Below are 25010 nucleotides of genomic sequence, written 5' to 3'. Positions count from 1 at the left end.
GGCAGGCGCGGCCGGCATCCGTGACAGCGGTCAGGCCGCATCGAGCACGTCGGTGATGACGCGGGCGAGAGTGTCGACGAGCGGCGGCTTGATGACGCTGAAGTGGTCACCGGGCACCCGGTGCACCCGTACGCCGCCGGTGCAGAGCTCCTCCCAGCGCGCCAGGTAGTCCGGGTAGCTCTGGCCGGAGGTGACCTCGTGCTGGCCGTCGGCGAGTTCGTCGCTGACGACGAGTTCCAGCCGCCCCGGCCAGGGGCGGTGCCGGTACTCGACGTCGACCTCCATGACCTCGCGCCAGATCCGGACCTGCCGGGGCCACTCGTCCCCCACGCCGCGCTCGGGCAGCGCGATGCCGGTCTCCTCGTCGATGTCGTCGACGAGGTGGTCGAGCAGGTCGAGGATCTCCCGGCGGCGCTCCGGCGTGTCGGCCTCGTCGCCGCCGATCTCCGCCTCGTGCAGCAGCGACTCCAGGCGGCGGATCAGGTCGAGCTCGCGCCAGGCGTCGGCCCGGCTGTGGATGTCCAGACCGGGATCGAGCAGGATCAGCGTCACCTCGTGCCCGTCCTCGACCAGCCGGTGGGCCATCTCGCTGGCGATGCCGCTGCCGCCGCACCAGCTGAACAGCCGGTACGGCCCGTGCGGCTGGGCCCGGCGGAGTTCGTCGCCGTAGCGGCGCGCGATCTCCGCCGTGGTGGGCGTGCCCTCCGGGTGCGGGCCGGGCCATTCGAACGCCGCCACCGGCTGACCGGGGTGCAGGTGCGGGGCCAGGCGCAGGTACCAGTGGGCGCTGCCGCCGCCGGGGTGCACGCAGAACAGCGGGGGCCGGCCGTCGCCGTCGCGCCGCAGCCACATCATCGCGCCAACCGGTCCCGCTGGCTGTTGGAGCGTCGCGGCCAGCCCGGCGACGGTGCGGTGTTCGACGAACGAGCCGAACGTCAGCTCGTAGCCGTGCCGGCTGCGCAGTGTCGCGGTCAGCCGCATCATCGCCAGCGAGTGGCCGCCGAGGGCGAAGAAGTCGTCGTGCACGCCGATCCGCTCGATGCCGAGCGCCTCGCTCCAGGCGGAGGCGAGGTGCTTCTCGACGTCCGAGCGCGGAGCGACGTAGTCGACGTCGGTCGCCGGCCGCGAGCCGTCCGGCGCCGGAAGGGCGTTCCGGTCGACCTTGCCGTTGCGGGTGTACGAGAAGTCGTCCACGGACAGGTAGTGGTGCGGGACGAGGTGCTGCGGCAACCGCTCGCGCAGGTGGTCACGCAGCGCGGTCGCCGACGCCGGGGCCCCGTTCGCGGGGCGGGTGTAGGCGACCAGCGAGGCGTCCGGCGTGCCGGCCCGGTGCACGGTGACCACCGCGGCGGCGACCGCCGGGTGGGCGGCGAGGGCGTGCTCGATCTCGCCGAGTTCGATGCGGAACCCGCGCACCTTCACCTGGTGATCGCGGCGCCCGTGGAAGTGCAGGGTGCCGTCGGGGTCCCGGGAGACCACGTCGCCGGTGCGGTACATGCGCTGCCCCGGCCGGGGGGCGTACGGGTCCGGCACGAACCGCTCGGCGGTGAGGCGCGGCCGGTTGAGGTACCCGCGCACCACGCCCGCCCCGCCGAGCACCAGTTCCCCGCGTACGCCGGGGGGCAGCAGGCGCAACTCGTCGTCGACGACGTAGGCGCGCACGTTGGCCAGCGGCAGCCCGATCGGCGGCGGCGCCGTGTCGCCGGCCCGCAGCTGCGCGATGGTGGCGACGACGGTGGTCTCGGTGGGGCCGTAGGCGTGCAGGACGCGCACCCGGCCGGCCCACCGCGCCGCCTGCTCGGCCGTGCACGCCTCGCCGCCGGTGGTCAGCACCCGCAGGCGCGGGAAGGCGGCCGGGTCGAGGCGGTCCAGCAGCGGCGGCGGCAGGGTCATGTGGGTGAGCTCGGCCGCGTGCCGGCGCAGGTCACCGGGGTCGGCGTCCGGCGGGGGCAGCACCAGCGCCGCGCCGTTGGCGAGGGCCAGGAGGATCTCCCAGACCGACGCGTCGAAGCTGGGCGAGGCGAACTGCAACACCTCGTCCCCGGCGTGCGCGTCCAGGATCCGCCGCTGGGCGTGGCAGAAGTTGAGCACGCTGCGGTGGGTGACCGCGACCCCCTTGGGCCGCCCGGTGGAGCCCGACGTGTAGATGACGTAGGCGAGGTTGTCCCCGCTGAGCCGCGCCGCCGGCGGGTAGGCCGCCCGGGGCCGGCCGTCGGCGAGGTCGGCGATCAGCACCGTCGCGGCCGTGCACGGCAGCCTCGGCGCCAGGTCGGCGTCGGTCAGCACGACCACGGGCGTCGCGTCGCGGATCATGTCGCCGATCCGCTCGGCGGGATAGGCGGGATCGATGGGCAGGTACGCTCCGCCGGCCTTGAGGACGGCCAGCATCGCCACGACGAGGTCGATCCCGCGGGGCAGGTGGATGCCGACGATGGTGTCCGCCCGTACGCCCAGTTCGCCCAGGCGCGCGGCGAGCCGGTCGGAGCGGTTGTCCAGTTGCCCGTACGTGAGGGTGGCGTCGCCGTGCCGTACCGCCACCGCGGTGGGCGCCGCGGCCGCGCGCTCGGCGACGAGGTCGTGGACGAACGGCGCCGCCGGGAACCGCTCGACGGGCTGGTACGCCTCGACCGCCCAGGCCCGGTCGGCGGCGCTCAGGCCGACGTCCGTGTCGCCGTCCGGCCCGGCGGCCATCGCCTCCAGCACGTGCCGGTAGGTCCGGGCCAGCAGTTCGAGGTACGGCCGGTCGATGTCGGCGGGCCGGGCGCCCAGGCGCAGGACCCCCGGGAAGGTCCACACGTCCAACCCGACGCTGCTCGGGCTGAAGTCGTCGACCATCCCGACCGACTCGGCCGGGCCGTCGAGCACGTGGAAGTCCAGGTACGAGAAGCCGACGCGCAGCAGTGGCGTGCCGTTGCCCCACTGGCGCTGCATGGACGGCAGCGGGTAGCGGCGGTGCGGCCAGAGACGCGCCTCGCCGGCGAAGACGGCCTGGACCAGGGCGCGCCACGTCCGGGCGGAGGTGTCGGCGGCGAACGGGACGGTGTTCAGGTACATGCCGAACACCTCGTCGCCGCGCAGCCGCTCGGGCCGGCCGTTGCACAGCAGGCCGGTGAAGAACCGCTGCCGGCCGGTGACGATGCTCAGCACCTTGAGGTGCGCGGCGTGCAGCACGCTCTTCAGCGAGGTGCCGGCGGCGGCGGAGAGCCGGCGCAGTCCGGGGCGCAGGTCGGCCCACGGCACCTCGACGATGTTCGCCGGCGCGTCCGATCCGGTGCCCCACTCGGGCGGGAGTTCGATCCGGTCGGAGCCGGCGACGGTCGCCGCCCAGAAGCCACGGTCCGTCGCCGAGGCGAGGGACTCGCGTTCCCGGGCGACGAAGTCGGCGAACCGCACCGCCGGCGGTGGTGGCAGGGCGGGCCGCTCGCCCCGGCGCAGCGTCCGGTACAGCGAGATCAGCATCGCCACGGTGGAGGTGTGGCTCCAGCCGTCGAGGATCGCGTGGCTCTCCGAGTGGGTCAGCCGCCACTCGGAGTCGCCGACCTGGTGCACGTGGTAGCGCAGCAGCGGCGCCGTGGTGATGTCGAACGGCCGGACACGCTCGGCGCGCAGGTGCGCCCGTACCGCCTCCTCCTGCTCGTCGGACGGCAGGCCGCGCAGGTCGTCGTAGCCGATCGGCAGGTCGACCGACGCGTGGACGAGCTGCATCAGCTCGGAGTAGCTGGACAGGTCGAACGACGTACGCAGGATCTCGTGCCGGTCGGTGAGCAGCCGGCCGGCCTCCCGCAGCGCGTCGAGCGAGAAGGGCAGCGGGTCGTCGATCCGGTAGCAGGAGACGTTGCGGTAGACCGGGCGGTCCCCGCCGGCCAGCATCTCGAACAGCATGCCGGCCTGGTTCTCGGTGATCGGGTAGGCGTCGACGAGCCCGTCCGGCAGCCGGCTGCGGTCCGCGTCGCTCACCAGCGCGAACCGGCCGACGGTCGACTCCGCCTCCCCGTCCGGACCGGTCGGCACGGCCACGCCCGCCAGGTCGGCCACGCTCTGGTGCGTGAACAGGTCCTGGACCGACACCGCGAGGCCGGCCGCGCGCAGCAGCCCCACCATCCGGATCGCCCGCATCGAGTCGCCGCCGAGCAGGAAGAAGCTCTCCGTGACGCCGACCGTGTCGATGCCGAGCGCCGCGCAGAACGCGTCGGCGATCCGCGCCTCGAGTTCGTCGCGCGGGGCGACGTGGCCGCCGCCCACCGGGCCCGGAGCCGACCCGGGCGCCGGCAGGGCGCGGCGGTCCACCTTGCCGCTGGCGGTCAGCGGCAGGGCGGGCAGGATCGCCCAGCGTGCCGGGACCATCGCGTCCGGCAGGCGTTCGAGCAGGTACGCGCGCACCCGGTCGGCGGTCTCCGGCCCGACGAGGTAGCCGACGAGTTGCCCGTCGTGGACGGCCACCGCGGCGGCGGTGACGCCGGGAGCCTCGTACAGCACGGCCTCGACCTCGCCGAACTCGATGCGCTGGCCCCGGATCTTCACCTGGTCGTCGATGCGGCCGAGGTACTCGATGCTGCCGCAGGGGCGGTAGCGGGCCAGGTCCCCGGTGCGGTACAGGCGCCGTCCCGGCGCGGCCGCGAACGGGTCGGGGACGAACCGTTCGGCGGTCAGCGCGGCCCGGCCGAGGTAGCCCCGGGCGAGCTGCACGCCACCGATCAGCAGCTCGCCGGGCACCCCGACGGGGACGGGCTGCCCGGTGGCGTCGACGATGTGGGCGGTGGTGTTGGCGATGGGACGGCCGATGGTCACGGGCTCGCCGGGCTCGCACCGCGTCGCGGTCACGTCGACGGCGGTCTCCGTGGGGCCGTACAGGTTGTGCAGCTCGCAGCCGATCCGCTCGTGCACGCGGGCGGCCAGCTCGGGCGGCAGCGCCTCGCCGCTGCAGATCAGCCGCCGCAGGGACGGCAGCGCCCCGACGGGCTCGGCCAGGAAGGCCTTCAACATCGACGGTACGAAGTGGATGGTGGTGATCGCCTCCGCCCGGATCACCTCGGCCAGGTACGCGGGGTCGCGGTGCCCGCCGGGGCGGGCGAGGACCAGCGTCGCGCCGGTGACCAGCGGCCAGAAGAGTTCCCACACCGACACGTCGAACCCGATCGGCGTCTTCTGCAACACCCGGTCGGCGGCGTCGAGACGGTAGGCGTCCTGCATCCACAGCAGGCGGTTGACGATCGCGCGGTGCTCGATCAGGGCGCCCTTGGGCCGGCCGGTCGATCCGGACGTGTAGATGAGATAGGCGGCGTGCCCGGGCGTGATCTCGGCCGGGGATGGCAGGTCACCGGCGGCGGACGGCTCGCCGGCGGGAGCGGCGTGGTCCCCGGCGGCGAGGAAGCCCTCGTCGATCACGAGCTGGGCGCCGGAGTCGCGCACCATGAAGGCGCGGCGCCGCGCCGGGAGGTCCGGGTCCAGCGGCAGGTAGGCCGCGCCGGCCTTCAGGACCGCCACCAACGCCCGCATCAGGTCCAGGCCGCGCGGCAGGCAGACGGCCACCACCGACTCCGGCCCGACCCCGGCCCGGCGTAGGCGCCGCGCGAGGACGTCGGCGTCGGCGTGCAACCGGCGGTACGTCAGCTCCTCGCCGGCGAAACGCAGCGCCACCGCGTCGGGCGTACGGGCCGCCTGCGCGTCCAGCAGTCCGGTCAGGGTCACGCCCGGCAGAGGGTGGTCGACGGCGGTGTCGTTCCAGGCCGCGAGCTGGGCGGTCTCGGTGTCGGTGAGCATGGGCAACCGGGTGACCGGGGCCTGCGGGTCGGCGGCGACGGCGGTCAGCAACTGCCGGTAGTGCCCGGCCAGCCGCCGCACGGTCGCCGTGTCGAACAACGACGTCGGGAAGTCCACCCCGCCGGAGAGGGAACCGTCGGCCTCCTCGGCCAGCCCGAGCGTCAGGTCGAACTTGGCCGTCGCGGGGCCGGCCGACAGCTCCTCCCCCACCACGCCGCCCGCGTCGAAGCCGGCCGACTGCCCCTCCTGGAAGAGGAACATGGTCTGGAACAGCGGGTTGCGGGACAGGTCCCGCTCCGGGGCCAACGCGTCGACGATCCGCTCGAACGGCACGTCCTGGTGTGACTGCGCGTTCAGCACCGTCTCGCGGACCCGGGCCAGCACCTCGACGAAGGTCGGCTCGCCGGACAGGTCGGTGCGCAGCACCAGCGTGTTGAGGAAGAGGCCGACCAGGTCGTGTGTCTCCAACCGGTCCCGGCTGGCGGCCGGGGTGCCCACCGCCAGGTCGGTCTGCCCGGTGTAGCGGGCCAGCAGGACCTGGAACGCGGCCAGCAGCACCATGAACGGGGTGGCGTTCGACGCCCGGCCCAGCTCGCGCAGCCGCCCGGCGACGGCCGCCGGCACCGTGAAGGTCACCAGCCCGCCGTCCGGGTTCCACACCGGCGGCCGGGGCCGGTCGGTGGGCAGCTCCAACGGCGTCAGCCCGGCCAGCCGGTCCCGCCAGTGCGCGACCTGCCGGTCCAGGCGGTCCCCGGCGAGCCGGGTCCGCTGCCAGAGCGCGAAGTCCGCGTACTGGATCGGCAGCGGGGCGAGTGGGGAGGGCCGGTCGGCGACGAACGCCCCGTACAGGGCCGCCAGTTCGCGCAGGATGATCCCCTCCGACCAGCCGTCGGAGGAGATGTGGTGCAGGGCGAGCACCAGGGCGTGGTCGTCCCCGGCGAGCCGGACCAGCCGGGCCCGCAGCGCCGGGCCGGCGGCCAGGTCGACCGGGTCCGGTGTACCGAGCAGCTCGGTGAGGCGCTGCCGGGCCGTGTCCTGGTCGGTGTGGCCGAGGTCGGTCACCGCCACCTCGACCGGGGCGGGCGGGTCGACGACCTGTGCCGGCTCGCCGTCGACCACGACGTAGCGGGTCCGCAGGATCTCGTGCCGGGCGACCAGTTCGGTCAACGCCCGGCGCAGCGCGTCGGAGTGCAGCGGGCCGCGCAGCCGCAGGCCGACGGACATCAGGTACCCGGTGCCGCCGGGCTGCAACTGGTCGAGCACCCAGAGCCGGTGCTGGGCGAAGGAGAGCGGCAGCGGACCCGTACGGGGTGCCGGGGCGATGGCGTCGGCGCGGCGGGACTGACCGGCGCCACGCAGGCGCCGCCGCAGCAGTTCCTGTCGCAGGGACGCGCTCGGGGTGTGGCTGGCGGTCACAGGTTTGCCTCCTTGAGCAGTTCCGCCACCTCGGCGTCGGAAAGCCGTGCGATCTCGTTCTCGATGGCCGTGTGCACCGCGTCGGCGAGCCCGGCCACGGTGGTCCGCTCGAACAGCAGACGCAGCGGCAGCTCGATGTCGAAGCTCTGCCGCAGGTGCGCGAGCACGCGGGTGGCGAGCAGCGAGTGGCCGCCGAGGTCGAAGAAGTCGTCCTGGACGCCCACCCGGTCGACCTCCAGCACGGTGGCCCAGATGTCGGCCACGGCCTCCTCGACCGGCGTACGGGGTGCCGCGTACGCCCGGCTGCCGGCGCGGACGGGTGTCGGGGCGGGCAGTGCCCGGCGGTCGACCTTCTTGCTGGCGGTCAACGGCAGGGCGTCCAGCACCATCCACTGGACCGGCACCATGTACTCCGGCAGCCGGTCGCGCAGATGGGCGCGGAGTTCGCCGACGGCCGGCGCGGTGCCGTCCCGGCAGACCAGGTAGGCGACCAGCCCCTTCTCCCCCGGCTGGGTCTCCCGGGCGACGACCGCGACCGCGCGGATCGCCGGGTGCTCGGCCAGGGCCGACTCGATCTCGCCGAGTTCGATCCGGAAACCCCGGATCTTGACCTGCTGGTCGATCCGGCCGAGGAACTCGATCGTCCCGTCCGGCCGGTGCCGGACCAGGTCGCCGCTGCGGTAGAGCCGGCCGCCGGGTCCGTCCCCGAACGGGTCGGGCACGAACCGGTCGGCGGTCAGGCCGGGCCGGTTCAGGTAGCCGCGGGCCAGGCGTTCCCCGCCGAGCAGGAGTTCACCGGGCACCCCCACCGGCACCGGGTCCAGCTGCCCGTCGACCACGTAGGCCCGGGTGCCGGGGACCGGACGGCCGATCGGCAGGGCCTCGTTCCGCTCGCCGGGCGGGTCGCCGGTGACCGGGTGCAGCAGGCAGGTGACGGTCGCCTCGGTCGGGCCGTAGTTGACCAGGAACCGGCCGGGCAGTCCGGTGGCCGCCCAGCGGCGGGCGTCGGCGACGGTGACGACGTCGCTGCCGACGTTCATCAGCTTCAGGTGCCGCAGCCGGTCGTCACCGGCCGGCAGGGCGTCCATCACCTGCCGGTAGTAGGCGGGGGTGATCTCCATGTGGGTGACCCGGTGCCGCGCGAGCCGGTCCGGCAGCTCGGCCGGGCTCCAGAAGAGCGGGTCGCTGACCACCAGCGTCGCCCCGGCCAGCAGGGTGGCCATCATGCCGTCCATCGCCACGTCGAAGGTGAGCGCGGAGAGCAGCACCACCCGGTCGCCCGGGTTGATGTCGTACGCGCGGGCGATGACGCCGCAGTGGTGGGCGTACGCGCCGTGCGGGATCATCACGCCCTTGGGCCGTCCGGTCGAGCCCGACGTGTAGATGACGTAGGCGAGATCGTCCGGCCCGGTCGACGGGTCCGGCGCGGTACCGTCCCGGCCGGCGACCAGGGCCCGGTCGGCGTCCAGGGCCACCACGGCCACCCCGTCGGCGGCGACCCGGTCGGCGAGGCGCTCGGTGGTGACCGCCACCGCCGCCCCGGCGTCGGCGAGCAGGAAACGCAGCCGCTCGGTGGGGTGCTCGGGGTCGACCGGCAGGTACACCCCACCCGCCTTGAGCACCGCGAGCAGCGTGACCACCACCTCCAGGCCGCGTTCCAGGCAGACCGCGACCGGGACCTCCGGGCGTACGCCGAGCGCGCGCAGGTGGTGGGCGAGCCGGTTGGCCCGGGTGTCCAGCTCGGCGAAGGTCAGCCGCCGGCCGTCGAACTCCACCGCCACGACGTCCGGGTGCCGCCGGACCCGCCGGGCGAACAGCTCCACCACGCCGGCGCCCGCCGCTGCGGCGGCATCCAGCGCTCCGGCCGGCTCCCCGGCCAACGGGCCGGTCAGGTACGCCCGCTCCGCGTCGGTGGTCAGGGTCAGGTCCCGCAGGGCGGCTCCCGGCGTGGCCGCCAACTGGGCGAGCAGGTGCAGGTAGTGCCCGGCCATCCGTTCGATGCTGCCGCGGTCCCAGAGCGCGGTGGCGTACTCGAACCAGCAGCGCAACCGGCCGTCCGGGTGCCGCTCCACGGAGAGAGTGAGGTCGAACTTGGCCACCGGGTGCGCGCTGTCGACGTGCTCGATGGCGGCCGGGCCGAGGGTCGCGGTCATCCGGTCCAGGTGTTGCAGCTCGAACATCACCTGGAACAGCGGGTTGCGGGACAGGTCCCGATCGGGCCGCAGCGTGTCGACCAGCCGCTCGAAGGCGACGTCCTGGTTGCCGAACGCGTCCGTCACGGTGCGGCGGACCTGGTCGAGCAGCACCGGGAAGGGCTGGTCGTCGACCAGTTCGGCGCGCAGCACCAGGTTGTTGACGAAGAAGCCGAGCAGGTCCTCGGTCTCCGGTCGGGTCCGGCCGGCGACGGGGGTGCCGACGGCCACGTCGCGCTGTCGGGCGTACCGGCCGAGCATGACCTGGAAGGCCGCCAGCAGCACCATGAACAGGGTGGCGCCCTCCCGGTTGCCCAGCTCGGCCAACGCCCGCCCGACGTCGGTCGGCACGTCGACGATGACGTTGTCGCCCGCCGGGTCCCGCAGCGCCGGGCGGGGCCGGTCGGTGGGCAGCTCCAGCGGGGTCGCCCCGGCCAGTTGCCGGACCCAGTAGGCGAGCTGGGCGTCCAGTTCGGGGCTGTCCTGGCGGGCCGTCTCCCAGACCGCGAAGTCCGCGTACTGCACGGGCAGGTCGGGAAGGACGGCGGCGGCCCCGCCCCGCGCGTACCTGCGGTAGAGGGTGTCGAGCTCGCGCAGGAGGATCTCCATCGACCACACGTCGAACGCGATGTGGTGCAGGGTCAGCGCGACCAGGTGCTCGTCGGCGGCGACCCGGATCACCTGGGCCCGGACCGGGCGTTCGGTGGCCAGGTCGAAGGGCCGGCTGGCCGCGACCCGCAGCAGCGCCTCGGCACCCTCGACGACGTCCGGGGCGCCGCTGAGGTCGATCAGCTCCCACCCGACCGGTCCTGGCGGGTCGACCACCTGCACCGGCTCGCCGTCGACCGACCGGTAGCGGGTGCGCAGGATCTCGTGCCGGTTGACCACCTCGTCCAGTGCGCGCCGGAACACCACCACGTCCAACGGGCCGGTCAGCCGCATCGAGATCGGGATCAGGTATTCGAGGCTGCCCGGTTCGAGCTGGTCCAGGAACCACAGCCGGCGCTGGCCGAGGGAGAGCGGGAGGTCCCCGTCCCGCGGCACCGGCCGGATCGCCGCGCCGGCCGGCTCGTCGGCGGGGCCGCCGGAACCGGTGCGGGCCCCGTCGAGCAGGGCGGCGAGCTCGGCGACGGTGGGGGCGGCGAAGAGCTGCCCGATGGTCAGTTCCACGTCGAGTGCCCGGCGCAGCCGCAGCACGCCCCGGATGGCGAGCAGGGAGTGACCGCCGCGGGTGAAGAAGTTGTCGTCCCGGGCGATCCGCTCGACGCCGAGCAGGTCGCCCCAGATCCCGGCGATCGTCCGCTCGGTGTCGGTGACCGGCGGCAGGTGGCCCCGGTCGGCGCCGGGGCGGGGGCCGTCGGGCGCCGGCAGGGCCGCCCGGTCCAGCTTGCCGTTCGCGGTCAGCGGAAGGGTGTCCAGGCGGATCACGGTGGACGGGACCAGCGCGGTGGGCAGCCCGTCGGCGAGCGCGTCGCGCAGTCCGTCCGCGTCGATCCGGGCGCCGGCGGCGGGCACCACGTACGCGACCAGCTCGGCGTCGCCCGCCGGCGGCCGGTACAGGGTGACCGCCGCCGCGTCGACGCCCGGCTGCCGCCGCAGGGCCGCCTCGACCTCGCCCGGCTCGATGCGTACCCCGTGCAGTTTGATCTGGTCGTCGAGGCGGCCCAGGTACTCCAGGCTGCCGTCGTCGCGCCACCGGGCCAGGTCACCGGTGCGGTACAGGCGCTCCCCCGGCGTGCCGGCGTACGGGTCGGGGGTGAACTTCTCCCCGGTGAGGGCGGGTCGCCCCAGGTAGCCGCGCGCCAGGCCGACGCCGCCGAGGCAGAGCTGGCCGGCCACCCCGACCGGCACCGGCCGGTCGCCGGGGTCGAGGACCCGGACGGTGCAGCCGGGCAACGGCCGGCCGATCGGTACGGTCCCGGCCTGCTCGTCACCGCGGTACCGCCAGGCGGTGGCGTCGATCGCGCACTCGGTGGGACCGTAGGTGTTCCAGATCTCCACGGGCAGCAGGGCGCGGAGCTGCTCGCAGAGCGCCACCGGCAACGGCTCGCCCGCCGAGCAGACCAGCCGCAGCGCGGCGCAGCCGGACAGGTCGGTCTCGTGCAGCAGCACCCGCAGCACGGACGGCACCAGTTGCAGCACCGTGACGTCGTGCGCCCGCAGCGCCCGCAGCATCGCGCCGGGGTCGCGGTGGGCGTCCGGGGCGGCCAGCACGACCGCGCCGCCGCTGACCAGTGGGGCGAGGAACTCCCACATGGAGGCGTCGAAGCCGAGGGCGGTCTTCTGGAGCACCCGGTCGGCGGCGGTGAGCCGGTACTGCTCGACGGACCACAGCACCCGGTTGCGGAGGCCGGCGTGGGTGACCACGACGCCCTTGGGCCGGCCGGTCGACCCGGAGGTGTACATGGCGTAGGCGGCGGCGTCGGGATCGGTGGCCGGCAGTGCGGCCGGCCCGGCGTCGGCCTCGGTGCCGCGACCGGCCACGCCATCGATGCCGGGGCCGGCCACGCGATCGGTGTCGGAGCCGGCGTCGACGAGCACCACCGGGGCGTCACCGGCCGGCAGCAGGCCCCGCAGGGCCGACTCGGTGACCAGCACCGACACCCCGGCGTCGGCCGCCATGAACTCCAGCCGGCCGACCGGCTGGTCGGGGGGAAGGGGCACGTAGACGCCGCCGGCGAGCAGCACCCCGAGCAGCGCGGTCACCAGGTCCGGTCCACGGTGCACCGCGACCCCGACCGGGGTGCCGACGGCCACCCCGCCGGTGCGCAGGCGCGCGGCGAGACTCCGGGCGCGTCCGGCCAGCTCCGCGTAGCCGACCTCGGTGCCGTCGTCGGCGACCAGCGCGATCGCGTCGGGGGTCGCCGCCGCCTGGGCGAGGAAGAGCTCCGGCAGCCCCGGGCCGGCGGCGCGCTCGGCGCCACGACTCCACCCGCCGAGCACCTCCCGGCGTTCGCGGGCAGCCAGCAGGTCCAACTCGTCCAGGCGGTCCCGGCGGTCGACGACGACGGTCAGCAGGTGCAGGTAGTTGGCGACCATCCGGTGCACCCGGGCGGCGTCGAACAGCGCGGTCGGGAAGACGACCTCCCCGTGGTACGAGCCGTCCGGTTGCCCCACCAGCTGCAGGGACAGGTCGAACGCCGACGAGGTCCACCAGGTGGGCTGCTCGGTGACGGTCAGGCCGGGCAGGGCGAAGGGCGCCCGGTCGGCGTTGTGCAGGCCGAACCCCACCTGGAACAGCGGGTTGCGGGACAGGTCCCGCTGCGGGGCCAGCTCGGCGACGATCCGGTCGAACGGCACCTCCTGGTTGTCGTACGCGTCCAGGGTGGTCGCCCGCACCTGGTCGAGCAGGTCGGGGAAGGACGCCGGGCCCGCCAGGTCGGCCCGGAGCACGACGGTGTTGACGAAGAGACCGATCATGCCCTCCAGCTCCACCTCGTGCCGCCCGGCCACCGACACCCCGACCGCCACGTCGCGCTGACCGGCGTACCGGCCGAGCAGGAGTTGGAACGCGGCGAGGAAGACCATGAACGGGGTGGCGCCCCGGTCCGCGCCGAGTCGGGTCAGGGCGGCGGCCAGGTCCGCCGGCACGGTGAAGGTGAGGCCGTCGCCGGCGGCCTGCCAGTGCGCGGGCCGGGGCCGGTCGGTCGGCAGCTCCAGCGGGCCGAGCCCGGCCAGCCGCTCCCGCCAGTAGCCGATCTGGGCGTCGACGTGCGGCCCCGACAGCCAGTTCTCCCGCTGCCAGGCGGCGAAGTCCGCGTACTGGACGGGCAGCGGCCGCAGCGGGCTGGGCCGGCCGGCGGCGAACGCCTCGTAGAGGGTGTGCAGTTCCCGGGCGAGCACGCCCCAGGACCAGCCGTCGAAGGCGATGTGGTGCACCACGAACAGCAGGACGTGCTCGTCCGCCGCGCAGCGGATCAGCCGGATCCGCAGGGGCGGGTCCTTGCGCAGGTCGAGCGGGAGGTCGAGGGCCGCGTCCACCACCTCGTCGAGGCGGCGGTCCCGGTCGCCGTCCGGCGTCCCACCCAGGTCGACGAGGTCGATCCCGACCGGGTCGGGCGGGTCGATCACCTGCACGGCACGTCCGTCCACCGTGTCGTACCGGGTCCGCAGGATCTCGTGCCGGGCGCAGATCTCGGTCAACGCGGCCCCGAGGGCCGTGGTGTCGAGCGGGCCGCGCACCCGGACCGCCTGGTGCAGCAGATACTCGCTGGCACCGGAGCGCAGCTGGTCGACGAACCAGAGCTGCTCCTGCGCCGACGACATGGCGTGCCCGCCCTCGTGATCGGGTGGTGCCGCCCCGCCGGTGTCGAGGTACCGGCTGTCGCCGTCTGCCATGGGTCTTCGCCTCCGTGTCCGGGCCCGGGCATCGCTGCGATGCCGTGGAGAGTTGCCGTTGCCGGGTGGGCGGCGCTGCCGCCGCGCCGGGGTGCTGCCGCGCGTCGTCTCGGTGCGGAAGGGGCTTCGGCGCACCGGCGACGGTCAGCCCGGGTCGGCGCCGGCCGCCGCGAGCGCCGCGCGGTACGGCTCCGCCATCGCCACGGCGATCCTCCGGTCGCCGGTGAACGGTTCCCGGGCGTGCGCGGCGAGCATGTTGTCCACCACCAGGACGTCGTCGCGCTGCCAGTCGAAGCGCCGCTGTGCCGCCCGGTAGCAGTCCCGCAGGTGGGCGACCACGTCGTCCGGGATCCGCCCGCCGTCGCCGTAGTAGGTGTTCGTGGGCAGCTCGGTCTCGTCGAACAGTTCCCGCAGCCCGGCGCAGACCTCCTCGGCCAGCGTGGTGACGTGGAAGAAGGTCACGTGGTTGAACCAGAGCAGCTCACCGGTCCCCGGGTGCCGGTGCACGGCGTCGCGGCGGGCGCGGGTGCGCAGCCTCGGGCCGGTCCACTCCACCTCGATGCCGCTGCCGGCGCAGTAGCGCGACACCTCGTCCCGGTCGTCGGTGTTGAACGCCCGCTGCCAGGGCACGCCGAAGCCCTCGTGGAAGTTGCGCACCACCATCCAGCCCCGGGCGACGAACTCGTCGCGCACCGCGGGGTCGATGGACCGGCACACCAGGCGGGTGTCGGCCAGCGGGGTGGCGCCCCGGGTGGCCGGGGCCCGCAGGCAGCAGAAGTACAGCGTCATGGGCCAGTCGGCCTGGTACGAGTTCTCGTTGTGCAGGAAGATCTCCTCGGCCGACGGGAAGTCCGTCGAGGTGTAGACCTGCCCCTTGATGGTGCTGCGGGGCGACGACCGCTCGGCGTAGTCCAGCGGCTCCCCGGAGAGCGTCCGGACCGCCCCCGCGAAGCCGTCCACGCCGCCGACGTCGAACCCCCGCAGCAGCACCGCCCCGTGCTCACGCAGCCGGGTCCGGATCTCGGCCCGGTTCGCGGCCAGCCGGGTGCCGATCGGCTCCCCCGGCGTGCCGGCGGTCAGGACGTACGGAAGCGCCTTCTCGGCCGACCCGCACGGCAGCGGTGGCACCGTCATCCGGGACGTACTCATCGCTTCTCCTGTCGGCCGCGGGGCTGCCGGTTTCGCGGCACGGCCCAGCCTGGCCGCTGAGCAACGGGTCAGAAAGAGAATCCCCGGCAAGGCTCGTACGCCTTTTTCTGCCGGTTCTTCTCTACGCCCGGTGATCGGCGTCCCGGCAGGGTGTGACCGGCAGTGGGACCAGTGTCGTGTCGTACGACACGGCTGCCCTTTCGCAAGGAGGAGCCGGCATGTCCGACGAGAACACCGACGAGCGCGTCTACCGGGTCGTGGTGAACGACGAGGAGCAGTACTCGATCTGGCTGGGTGACCGGGAGCTGCCGCTGGGGTGGCGTGCGGAGGGCACCGAGGGCACCCGCGAGGAGTGCCTGCGGCGGATCGACGAGGTGTGGACCGACATGCGCCCGCTGAGCCTGCGCAAGCGCATGGAGCAGGCGGCGGGCCGGTAGTCGTGACCGCCATGGCGAAGCTGACCGCGACCGACGGGCACCGGGTCCCGACGGCGTGGAACGACACCGAGGTCGGGTACCCGACCGACCCGTGCCTGCACGAGCTGGTCGAGGCGCAGGTACGGCGTACCCCGGAGGCGATCGCCGTGGTGGCCGACGAGCGGACCGTCCGCTACGCCGAGCTGAACCGCGAGGCCAACCGGCTCGCCCACCGGCTGCGGGCAGCCGGGGTGGGTGCGGAGTCGGTGGTGGGAGTGTGCCTGCACCGGGGCGTCGACCTGGTGGTGGCGCTGCTGGCGGTGCTCAAGTCCGGCGCGGCCTACCTGCCGGTGGACCCGGACCAGCCGGCGGAGCGGATCCGCTACCTGCTCACCGACTCGAAGGCGGCGACCGTCGTCACCGGCCCGGGTGTCGGCCACGGGCCGCTGGCCGCCGCCACCGGCGCCCCGGTCCGCGTCGACGACGACCACCGGGGGCTGCCGGACGGCGACCCCGGCCCGCTCGCCGGTCCGGACAACGCCGCCTACGTCATCTACACCTCCGGCTCCACCGGCCGCCCGAAGGGCGTCGTCGTGGCGCACCGGTCGATCGTCAACCGGGTGCGCTGGATGCCGGACGCCCGGGGGGCCGACGGCGGCGTCGTACTCCAGAAGACGCCGTTCGGCTTCGACGTCTCGGTGTGCGAGATCTTCTCCCCGCTGACCACCGGGGCGACCCTGGTGATCGCCCGTCCCGGCGGGCACCGCGATCCGGCGTACCTGGCCCGGGTGGTGGCCGATCGGGGGGTCACCTCGATCCGGTTCGTGCCGTCGATGCTGCGCGCCTTCCTGGACGTGCTGCCCGCCGGCCGGACCGCCCTGCCGTCGATCCGGCAGGTGCTGTGCAGCGGCGAGGCGCTCCCCGCGGACCTGGTGGTCGCGGCGCACGACCGGCTCGACTGCGAGGTGGTCAACCTGTACGGACCGACCGAGGCCGCGGTCGAGGTGACCAGCACCCGCTGCCGGCCCGGCGAGGCGGTGACCATCGGCCGCCCGGTGGCCAACACCCGCACGTACATCGTGGACGGCGAGCTGCGACCGGTGCCGGTCGGGGAGACCGGAGAGCTGGCGCTCGCCGGGGTCCAGCTCGCCCGGGGTTATCTCGGCCGGCCAGGGCTGACCGCCGCCAGCTTCGTCCCCGACCCGTTCGCCGGCCGGCCCGGGCAGCGCATGTACCGCACCGGCGACCTGGCCCGCCACCTGCCGGACGGCAGCATCGAGTACCTGGGCCGGCGGGACCACCAGGTGAAGATCAGGGGCTTCCGGATCGAGCTGGGCGAGATCGAGTCGGTGCTCGGCCAGCACCCCGCCGTCCGCGCCGCCGTGGTGGACGTGCACCACGGCGCGGCCGGCGGCCCGCAGCTCGTCGCGTACCTGCTGCCGGCCGGACCGGATCCGGTCGACCACCGGGCGGTCCGCGCGTACCTGGCCGAACGGGTGCCGGAGCACCTGGTCCCGCAGGGCTGGGCGGCCCTCGACGAGCTGCCCCTGACCGACAGCGGGAAGGTCGACCGCCGGCGGTTGCCGGCGCCCGCCCCGGCCGGGTCGGTGACCGACGGCGCACCGACGGCGCCGCGTGACTCCACCGAACAGGCCGTCGCCGAGGTGTGGACCGAGGTGCTGGGCGTCGACGGCTGCGGGGTGCACGACGACTTCTTCGACCTCGGCGGCCACTCCCTGCTGGCCACCCAGGTCGTCGCCCTGCTGCACGAACGTTTCCCGGTCGACCTGCCGGTCAGCGCGGTCTTCGAGGCACCGACCGTGGCGGAGCTGGCGACGGTGCTGCGGCGGGCCGTCGAGGAACGGGTGGCGGGGATGTCCGAGTCCGAACTGGAGACGATGTTGGCGCAGGTGGGTAAGGCGTGAAGACTCCCGAGGTCCCGTCCCGGTCCGTCCCCGAGCCGGCTCCCGCCGGCACCGCCACGGATCCCGCGCACACTCCGCCGCTTCCCCTACCCGGCACCCCGCCCCCGGCCGACGACCGCCGGCAGGCGCTGATGGCGGCCCTGCTGGCCGGGCGGGCGCGCGGCCGGTCGCGGACCACCCCGGACTCGCCGCGCCGGCCGGCCGGTCCGCTGCCGCTGTCCTATCCGCAGCAGGGGGTGTGGCTGCTCGACCAGATCCGGCCCGGCGGCGCCGAGTACGTCGTGCCGTTCAGCTGGCGGTTGACCGGTCCGCTCGACCCGGCGGCCCTCCGTGACGCCTGGCGGGAGGTGGTCCGGCGGCACGAGGTGCTGCGGACCCGCTACCAGGTGGTGGACGGCCGGCCGAGCCAGGTGGTCGGCCCGGCCGAGCCGGTCGCGCTGCCGGTCGTCGACCTCAGCGGGTACGCCGGGTCGCAGCGGCGGGAGCTGCTGGAGACGCTGATCCGGGACGAGGCGAGCGTGCCGTTCGACCTGGGGCGGGACGCGCCGCTGCGGGTCCAGCTGGTCCGGCTCGCCGAGCAGGAGCACGTCCTGGTGCTGGTCGCCCACCACATCGCGTTCGACGGTTGGTCGGTCGGCGTACTGGCCCGGGAACTCGGCGCGCTCTACCCGGCGCTGGTCGCCGGCGTACCGGCCCCGCTCGCCCCGCCGCCGATCCAGTACGCGGACTTCGCGCTACGGCAGCGGGAGCGGGCGGCCGGTTGGACCGGTCAGCTCGACCACTGGCGCGACCGGCTGGCCGGCCTCGTGCCGCTGGAACTGCCGACCGACCGGCCCCGCCCGCCGGTGCAGGACCCGACGGGTGCGACGCTGCCGTTCACCGTGCCGGCCGACCTCGGGCGCGCCCTCGCCGCGCTCGGTCGCCGGCACCGGGCGACCCCGTTCATGGTGCTGCTGGCCGTGTTCCAGGTCCTGCTGGCCCGCTACACCGGGCAGACCGACGTGGCGGTGGGCACCCCGGTCGCCGGGCGTACCCGGCCCGAGGTCCAGGACCTGATCGGGTACTTCGTCAACACGCTGGTGCTGCGCACCGACCTGTCCGGCGAGCCGACCTTCGTCGAGGTGCTGGCCCGGGTCCGCGAGACGGTGCTGGACGCGCAGTCACACCAGGACGTGCCGTTCGAGCGGATCGTCGACGCGTTGGCCCCGGAGCGGGACCTGTCCCGCAACCCGCTGTTCCAGACCATGTTCGTGATGCAGAACGCCACGGCGGCCGACTTCGCCGGGGCGGGGTTGCGGGCGCGGCAGGTCCCCACGCTCTGGCACACCGCGAAGTTCGACCTGACCATGCAGATGGCCGAGGAGGCGGACGGCTCCTTCGCCGCGGTGGTCGAGTACGCGACGGCGTTGTTCGACGGCGCGACCGCCGAGCGGTTGGCCGGGCACTACCGGCAGCTGTTGAGCGCGATCGTCGCCGACCCACAGGCCCCGGTCACCCGGCTGCCCATGCTCACCGGCACCGAGACCGCCCAGCTCGCGGCCTGGAACGACACCGCCGTCGACCATCCCCGCCACACCCTGCTGCACGAGCTGATCGAGGCGCAGGCGGACGCCACCCCCGACGCGGTCGCCGTGCTCGACGATGCCGAGGAGCTGACGTACGCCGAGCTCGACGCCCGCGCCAACCAGCTCGCCCACCGGCTGATCGCCCTCGGCGCCGGCCCCGAACAGATCGTGGCCGTCAGCGCGCGACGCCGCGTCGCGCTCACCGTGGCCCTGCTCGCCGTGCTCAAGAGCGGCGCCGCGTACCTCCCGCTCGACCCGACCCATCCCGTCGAGCGGCTGCGCTGGATGCTCACCGACACCGGCGACCCGATCACCCTCGTCGACACCCCCGACCAGCACGACTGGCACGCCGGCCCACGGGTCCACCTGGACGACGCCACCCTCGCCGACGAACCCGGCGGGCGTCCCCACGTCAGCGCCGACGACCGCAACCCCGCCTACCTGATCTACACCTCGGGCTCCACGGGCCGCCCCAAGGGCGTCCTCGTCGACCACCGCGCCATCGTCAACCGTCTCCGCTGGATGCAGGACGCCTACCGCCTCGACCACGCCGACCGGGTCCTGCAGAAGACCCCGCACACCTTCGACGTCAGCGTCTGGGAGTTCTTCTGGCCCCTGACGGCCGGCGCCGCCCTGGTCATGGCCCGCCCCGACGGGCACCGCGACCCCACCTACCTCGCCGAGACCATCGACCGGCGACGCGTCACCACCATCCACTTCGTCCCGTCGATGCTGCGCGCCTTCACCACGTATCTCGCCACGACGCGCACCACGCTGCCCCACCTCCGCCGCGTCATCTGCTCCGGCGAGGCCCTCCCCGACGACCTCGCCGCCGCCGTGCACGCCCATCTCGACGTCGAGCTGCACAACCTCTACGGTCCCACCGAGGCCGCCGTCGACGTCACCGCCACCCCGGTCCACCCCGGGCGTGCCGTCACCATCGGCGCCCCGATCGCCAACACGGGCACCCACATCCACGACCGCTGGGGCAACACCGTGCCCGTCGGCGTCCCCGGAGAACTCCTGCTCACGGGCGTCCAACTCGCCCGGGGCTACCACCGTCAACCCGCCCGCACCGCCGAACGCTTCACCCCCACCGACGGCGGTCGGCGCGCGTACCGCACCGGCGACCGGGCCCGCTGGCGCCCCGACGGCACGATCGAGTACCTCGGCCGCCTCGACCACCAGGTCAAGATCCGCGGCAACCGCATCGAGCTCGGCGAGATCGAAGCCACCCTGGCCGGCCATCCCGGCGTCCACACCGCCGTCGTCCACCCGCACGGCCCCGGCGACGACCGGCAACTCGTCGCCTACCTCGTCGTCGCCGACGGCCATCCCGTCGACCCCGACACGCTGCGCGCCCACCTGCGCGCCCAGCTGCCGGAGTACATGGTCCCCACCCGCTGGATCACCCTCCCCGCACTGCCCCTGACCAGCAGCGGCAAGATCGACCGCAACGCGCTCGCCCCGCCCGACGCCCAGGCCGCGCGGACCGGCGACCACACCCCACCGACCACCCCCACCCAGCACCTGGTCGTCGCCGCCTACGCCCAGGCGCTCGCCGAGCACAGCGGACCGATCGGCGTCCACGACCGCTTCTTCGACATCGGCGGCGACAGCATCCGCGCCATCCGGGTCGTCGGGAACCTCCGCGACCAGGGACTCGACGTCACCGTCACCGATCTCTTCCGGTACCGGACGGTCGCCGAGCTCGCCGACGCCGTCGACGCCCGGGAACGCGGACTGCCGACCGGGGCCACCCGCCTGGTGGAGCGGTTCGCGCTGATCCACCAGGAGGACCGGGCCCGGCTGCCCGAGGGCGTGGTCGACGCGTACCCGCTGTCGATGGTGCAGGCCGGCATGGCGTACGAGATGCTCGCCGATCCGACCGGCGAGCTCTACCTGAACAGTCTCTGCTACCCGGTCGAGGGCGACACGTTCGCGCTGCCGGCCCTGCGCGCCGCCGCCCGGCTGCTCGCCGCCCGGCACGAGATCCTGCGGGCCTCGATCGATCTGACCTCCTACCGCGAGCCGCTCCAGCTGATCCACCCGGACGCGGAGATCCGGGTCGGCCACACCGACCTGCGGGACGTGCCGGTCGCCGAGCGGGAAGGCACGGTGGCCCGGCTGGTCGCCGAGGAGCGGCGGGACCGGTTCGACCTGGGTACGCCGTCGCTGCTGCGGCTGCACGCCTACCGGTTGACCGACGACCGGTGGCGGCTGCTGGTCAGCTACAGCCACGCCGTCCTGGACGGCTGGAGCCAGAACTCACTGGTCCCGGAGCTGCTGTCGTACTACCGCCGGATCCGCGACGGGCAGGATCCGCGGCCCGCCCCGGCACCGGCCGTCCGGTTCGCCGACGCGGTGGCCCTGGAGCGGCGGGCCGTGGCCGCCGGAGTGGACCGGGAGTTCTGGGCGTCCCGGGTACGCACCCACGAGCGGCTCGCTGTCCCGATGGCATGGGCGGGTACGGGTGCCCGGTACCGGGCGGTGCGGTTGCCCTTCGCCGACCTCATGCCGGGCCTGCGGGAGCTGGCCCGCACGGCGGACGTACCGCTGAAGAGCCTGCTGTTCACCGCGCACCTGGCCGTGCTGGGCACCCTGACCGGGCAGCGGCGCTTCCACAGCGGGCTGGTCTGCAACGGACGGCCCGAGCTGACCGACGGTGACCAGGCGCGGGGGATGTTCCTCAACACCGTTCCGTTCGCCGTGGAGCTGACCGGATCGAGCTGGGCCGGGCAGGCCCGCGAGGTCTTCGCCGAGGAGGTCGCGCTCTGGCCGCACCGGCACTACCCGTTGCCGGCGATGCAACGCGAGTGGGGCAACCAGCAGCCGCTGGTCGACATCTTCTTCAACTACACCGACATGCACGTGCTCGACCTGGACGGCATCGACCGGTCGGCGATCACCGACACCACCCCGAACGAGTTCGGCCTCTCCGTGTCCAGCGAGCCCGGTCAGCTGATCATCGAGGCCGGCACCGACCGGATCTCCGACGGCCACCTGGACCTGGTCACCCGGACCTACCGGCGGGTGCTGGAGGCGATGGTCGCCGACCCGGCGGGCGACCCGCGCCGGGTCGGACTGCCGGAGCCCGACCGGCGCGTCCTGCTCAAGCTGGGCGCCGGCGGCCCGCTGCCGGTCCCGGACGCGACGCTGCCCGAGCTGGTCGCCCGGCAGGTGGCGGCCACCCCGGACGCGGACGCGGTGGTCTTCGGCGACGACGTGCTCAGCTACGCCGAGCTGGACCGCCGGGCCAACCGTCTCGCCCACCACCTGCGGGAGCTGGGCGTCGGGCCGGGGACGCTGGTCGGGGTGCACCTGTACCGCGGCGCCGACCTGGTCGTGGCGTTCCTCGCGGTGCTGGCCGCCGGTGGCGCGTACCTGCCGCTGGATCCCGACCACCCGGCGCGGCGGACGGCCTTCATGCTGGCCGACGCCGGCGCGCAGGTGATGGTGACCGGGACCGCGCTGGCCGGGCGGCTGGACACCGCCGGCATCCGCACGGTGCTGCTGGACGCCGAGCACGCGGCGATCGCCGCCCGTCCGCAGCGGCCGCTGACCGACCGGCCGTCCGCCGACGACCTGGCGTACGTCATCTACACCTCGGGATCGACCGGCACCCCGAAGGGGGTGATGATCAGCCACCGGGGGCTGGGCAACTTCCTCGCCGCGATGCGGCACCGGCCGGGTCTGCCGGCCGGCGCCACCGTGGTCGGGCTGACCACCGTGTCGTTCGACCCCTCGGTGCTGGAGCTGTACCTGCCGCTGCTGGTCGGCGGCCGGGTGGTGGTGGCCGACGCGGAGCAGACCCGGGACCCGCAGCGGATGGCCGAGCTGATCGACACCGCCCGGCCGGCGGTGCTCCAGGCCACCCCGGTGACCTACCGGATGCTGCTGGACTCCGGCTGGTCCGCGCCCGCCGGCACGGTCGTCCTCTGCGGCGGCGAGAAGCTGCCGACCGAACTGGCGGTCCGGCTCGCCTCGGCGGGGGCCACGGTGTGGGACATCTACGGGCCGACCGAGACCACGGTCTGGTCCACCACGACCCGGTTGGCTCCGGACGGCCGGCCCGTCGACTTCGGCATGGCCCCGAACGCCGGGCTCTACCTGCTGGACGAGCGGCTGGAGCCGGTGCCGGTCGGCGTCCCCGGTGAGGTCCACATCGGCGGGGACGGGGTGGCCTGGGGTTACCGGGCCCGGCCCGCGCTCACCGCGGACAGGTTCGTCCCCGACCCGCACTCCGCGTTGCCGGGTGCGCGCATGTACCGCACCGGCGACCTGGCCCGCTGGCACGCCGACGGGCACCTGGAGATCCTCGGCCGGGTCGACCACCAGGTGAAGATCCGGGGGCACCGGATCGAACCGGCCGAGATCGAGGCGGCGCTGCTGGCCCACCGGCACGTCCGGGCCGCCGTGGTGCACCCGCAGCGGTACGGCGGGGAGCAGGAACTGGTCGCGTACCTGGTCGGCGGCGAGCACCCGGTGCCGACCGGTGCACAGCTGCGCGAGTTCCTGCTCCGCACCCTGCCGGACCACATGTGCCCGGCCGCCTACGTACCGCTGGACGCCCTGCCGCTCACCCCGACCGGCAAGGTCGACCGCAACGCCCTGCCGGTGCCGCGCCCGGGGGCCGACGGGGGCCGCGAACCCGTACGGGCGGCGCCGCGCAGCGCCGACGAGCGGACGGTCGCGCAGGTGTGGGGCGAGGTGCTCGGCACCGACGAGGTGGGGGTGCACGAGAACTTCTTCCAGGCCGGCGGGCACTCGCTGCTGGCCACCCGGGTCGCGATCCGGCTGCGTACGCTGCTGCGCGTCGACGTGCCGGTCCGGGCCCTGTTCGACCACCCGACCGTCGCCCGGCTGGCCGGAGCGCTGCCCGGCTATCCGAAGCTCGACGACCAGCGGGCGCTGCCGAGGCTGACCGCCCGCAACCGGCTGGCCGACGTCGCCGCCCGCCGGGGTGCCCGGTGACCCGGCTCGACGGTCCGGTCGCCGGGGAGCGGATCCCACCGCTGCACCGCAACCGGGACTTCCTGCTGCTGTGGAGCGGGTCGGCGGTCTCCATGCTCGGCTCGACCGCGTCGCTGGTGGCGTACCCGCTGCTGGTGCTGGCGCTGACCGGCTCGCCGGGCGCCGCCGGGCTGGCCGGCTTCGTATCGCTGCTGCCGACGCTGCTGTTCCAGCTGCCGGCCGGAGCGCTGGTGGACCGGTGGGACCGCCGGCGGGTGATGATCTGGTGCGACGTGCTGCGTGCGCTGGGGGTGGGCAGCATCGTGGCGGCGATCGCCGGCGGCGAGCTGCACCTGTGGCACGTGCTGGCCGTCGGGTTCGTCGAGGGGACGCTGTCGGTCGCGTACGAGCTGGCGGCCGGCGCCGCAATCCCGAACGTGGTGCACCCGAGTCAGGTGACCACCGCGCTGTCGCGCAACGAGGCCCGGGAGCGGGCCGCGGTGATGGCCGGCACCCCGCTCGGCGGCGTGCTGTTCGGGCTGGGGCGGGCCTGGCCGTTCGTGCTGGACACGGTCTCCTACCTGGTCTCCCTGGTGACGCTGCTGTTCATCCGCCGCGACTTCCAGGCCGCGCCGGGCGGCGCGACCGCCCCGGACGCGGGCACCGGGACGCCGGCCGTCGCACTCACCCACGGGCTGCGCTGGCTGTGGGGGCAGCCGTTCCTGCGGACGGCCACCCTGCTGGTCGCCGGCAGCAACCTGCTGTTCCGCGTCCTGTTCCTGATCGTCATCGTGGCGTTCGAGGCCGCCGGAGCGGCGCCCGCGGCCATCGGCCTGCTGCTCGGGGTGGCCGGCACCAGCGGGGTGCTCGGTTCGCTGGTGGCGACCTGGTGCGCCGGCCGGTTCCCGATGCGCACGATCGTCATCGCCGCGAACTGGGTGTGGGCGCTGATGGCCACCGTCATCGCGGTCACCGACGACCGCTACCTGATCGGTGCCGCGTACGCCCTGATGTGGTTCGTGGGGCCGATCTGGAACGTGGCGGTCGCGGGCTACCAGATGGCCCGCACCCCCGATCGCATCCAGGGCCGGGTGCTCAGCGCGGTCAGCCTGCTGGCCAACGGCGCGGTCGCGGCCGGTTCCCTGGCCGGGGGCTACCTGCTGGAGGCACTCGGGCCGACCCACGCCGCGTGGTCGATGGCCGTCTGGATGGTCCTGCTCGCCGCACTGGCGACGCTGAGCCGCTCGGTACGTCGAGCGGACTTTCTGCCGATCGAGCCCCCTAGGAGGAGCTGAA

7 protein-coding genes are annotated in these 25010 nt (G+C 74.5%); 4 read left to right on the top strand and 3 right to left on the bottom strand.

Annotated elements, in window-relative coordinates; all coding sequences use genetic code 11:
• Window positions 1-30: 30 nt before the first annotated feature.
• The 3 genes from ACGFIG_RS24940 to ACGFIG_RS24930 form a co-directional block, all read right to left on the bottom strand.
• Window positions 31-7176 (bottom strand): amino acid adenylation domain-containing protein, encoded by a 7146-nt coding sequence (locus ACGFIG_RS24940; protein ID WP_393006734.1) that lies wholly within the window; start codon window positions 7174-7176, stop codon window positions 31-33.
• On the bottom strand, window positions 7173-13706 hold the full coding sequence (locus tag ACGFIG_RS24935) for an amino acid adenylation domain-containing protein (protein WP_393006732.1): 6534 nt from the start codon (window positions 13704-13706) through the stop codon (window positions 7173-7175). Before ACGFIG_RS24935 ends, ACGFIG_RS24940 begins: the two co-directional genes overlap by 4 nt.
• Window positions 13707-13850: 144 nt before the next feature.
• Window positions 13851-14855, bottom strand: a complete 1005-nt coding sequence (locus tag ACGFIG_RS24930; RefSeq protein ID WP_393006730.1) for a TauD/TfdA family dioxygenase — start codon at window positions 14853-14855, stop codon at window positions 13851-13853.
• A gap of 218 nt (window positions 14856-15073) precedes the next feature.
• On the opposite strand from ACGFIG_RS24930, the gene ACGFIG_RS24925 reads away from it, so the two are divergent.
• Genes ACGFIG_RS24925 through ACGFIG_RS24910 form a run of 4 tightly spaced genes read left to right on the top strand, consistent with a single transcriptional unit; the run spans window position 15074 to window position 25009 of the window.
• Window positions 15074-15292 (top strand): MbtH family protein, encoded by a 219-nt coding sequence (locus ACGFIG_RS24925; RefSeq protein WP_393006728.1) that lies wholly within the window; start codon window positions 15074-15076, stop codon window positions 15290-15292.
• 11 nt (window positions 15293-15303) lie between these two features.
• Complete coding sequence (locus ACGFIG_RS24920; protein ID WP_393006726.1) at window positions 15304-17196, top strand: amino acid adenylation domain-containing protein; 1893 nt, start codon at window positions 15304-15306, stop codon at window positions 17194-17196.
• The gene (locus ACGFIG_RS24915) at window positions 17193-23735 is read left to right on the top strand and encodes an amino acid adenylation domain-containing protein (RefSeq protein WP_393006724.1); all 6543 of its coding nucleotides are present in this window, start codon (window positions 17193-17195) and stop codon (window positions 23733-23735) included. Before ACGFIG_RS24920 ends, ACGFIG_RS24915 begins: the two co-directional genes overlap by 4 nt.
• Window positions 23732-25009, top strand: coding sequence for an MFS transporter (locus ACGFIG_RS24910; RefSeq protein ID WP_393006722.1), 1278 nt, complete (start codon window positions 23732-23734; stop codon window positions 25007-25009). The genes ACGFIG_RS24915 and ACGFIG_RS24910 overlap by 4 nt, the downstream gene beginning before the upstream one ends.
• Window position 25010 lies beyond the last annotated feature (1 nt).

This window comes from Micromonospora sp. NPDC049048 (assembly GCF_043197615.1).
Taxonomy (GTDB): Bacteria; Actinomycetota; Actinomycetes; order Mycobacteriales; family Micromonosporaceae; genus Micromonospora.
Note: the sequence above shows the minus strand (reverse complement) of the source record. Positions and strands in the feature narration are given on the sequence as shown.

What these genes read in the sequence shown, in the direction of transcription:
- ACGFIG_RS24935 (WP_393006732.1), bottom strand. Translation starts at nt 13,706, where the DNA reads ATGGCAGACGGCGACAGCCGGTACCTCGACACCGGCGGGGCGGCACCA.
- ACGFIG_RS24930 (WP_393006730.1), bottom strand. Translation starts at nt 14,855, where the DNA reads ATGAGTACGTCCCGGATGACGGTGCCACCGCTGCCGTGCGGGTCGGCC.
- ACGFIG_RS24925 (WP_393006728.1), top strand. Translation starts at nt 15,074, where the DNA reads ATGTCCGACGAGAACACCGACGAGCGCGTCTACCGGGTCGTGGTGAAC.
- ACGFIG_RS24920 (WP_393006726.1), top strand. Translation starts at nt 15,304, where the DNA reads ATGGCGAAGCTGACCGCGACCGACGGGCACCGGGTCCCGACGGCGTGG.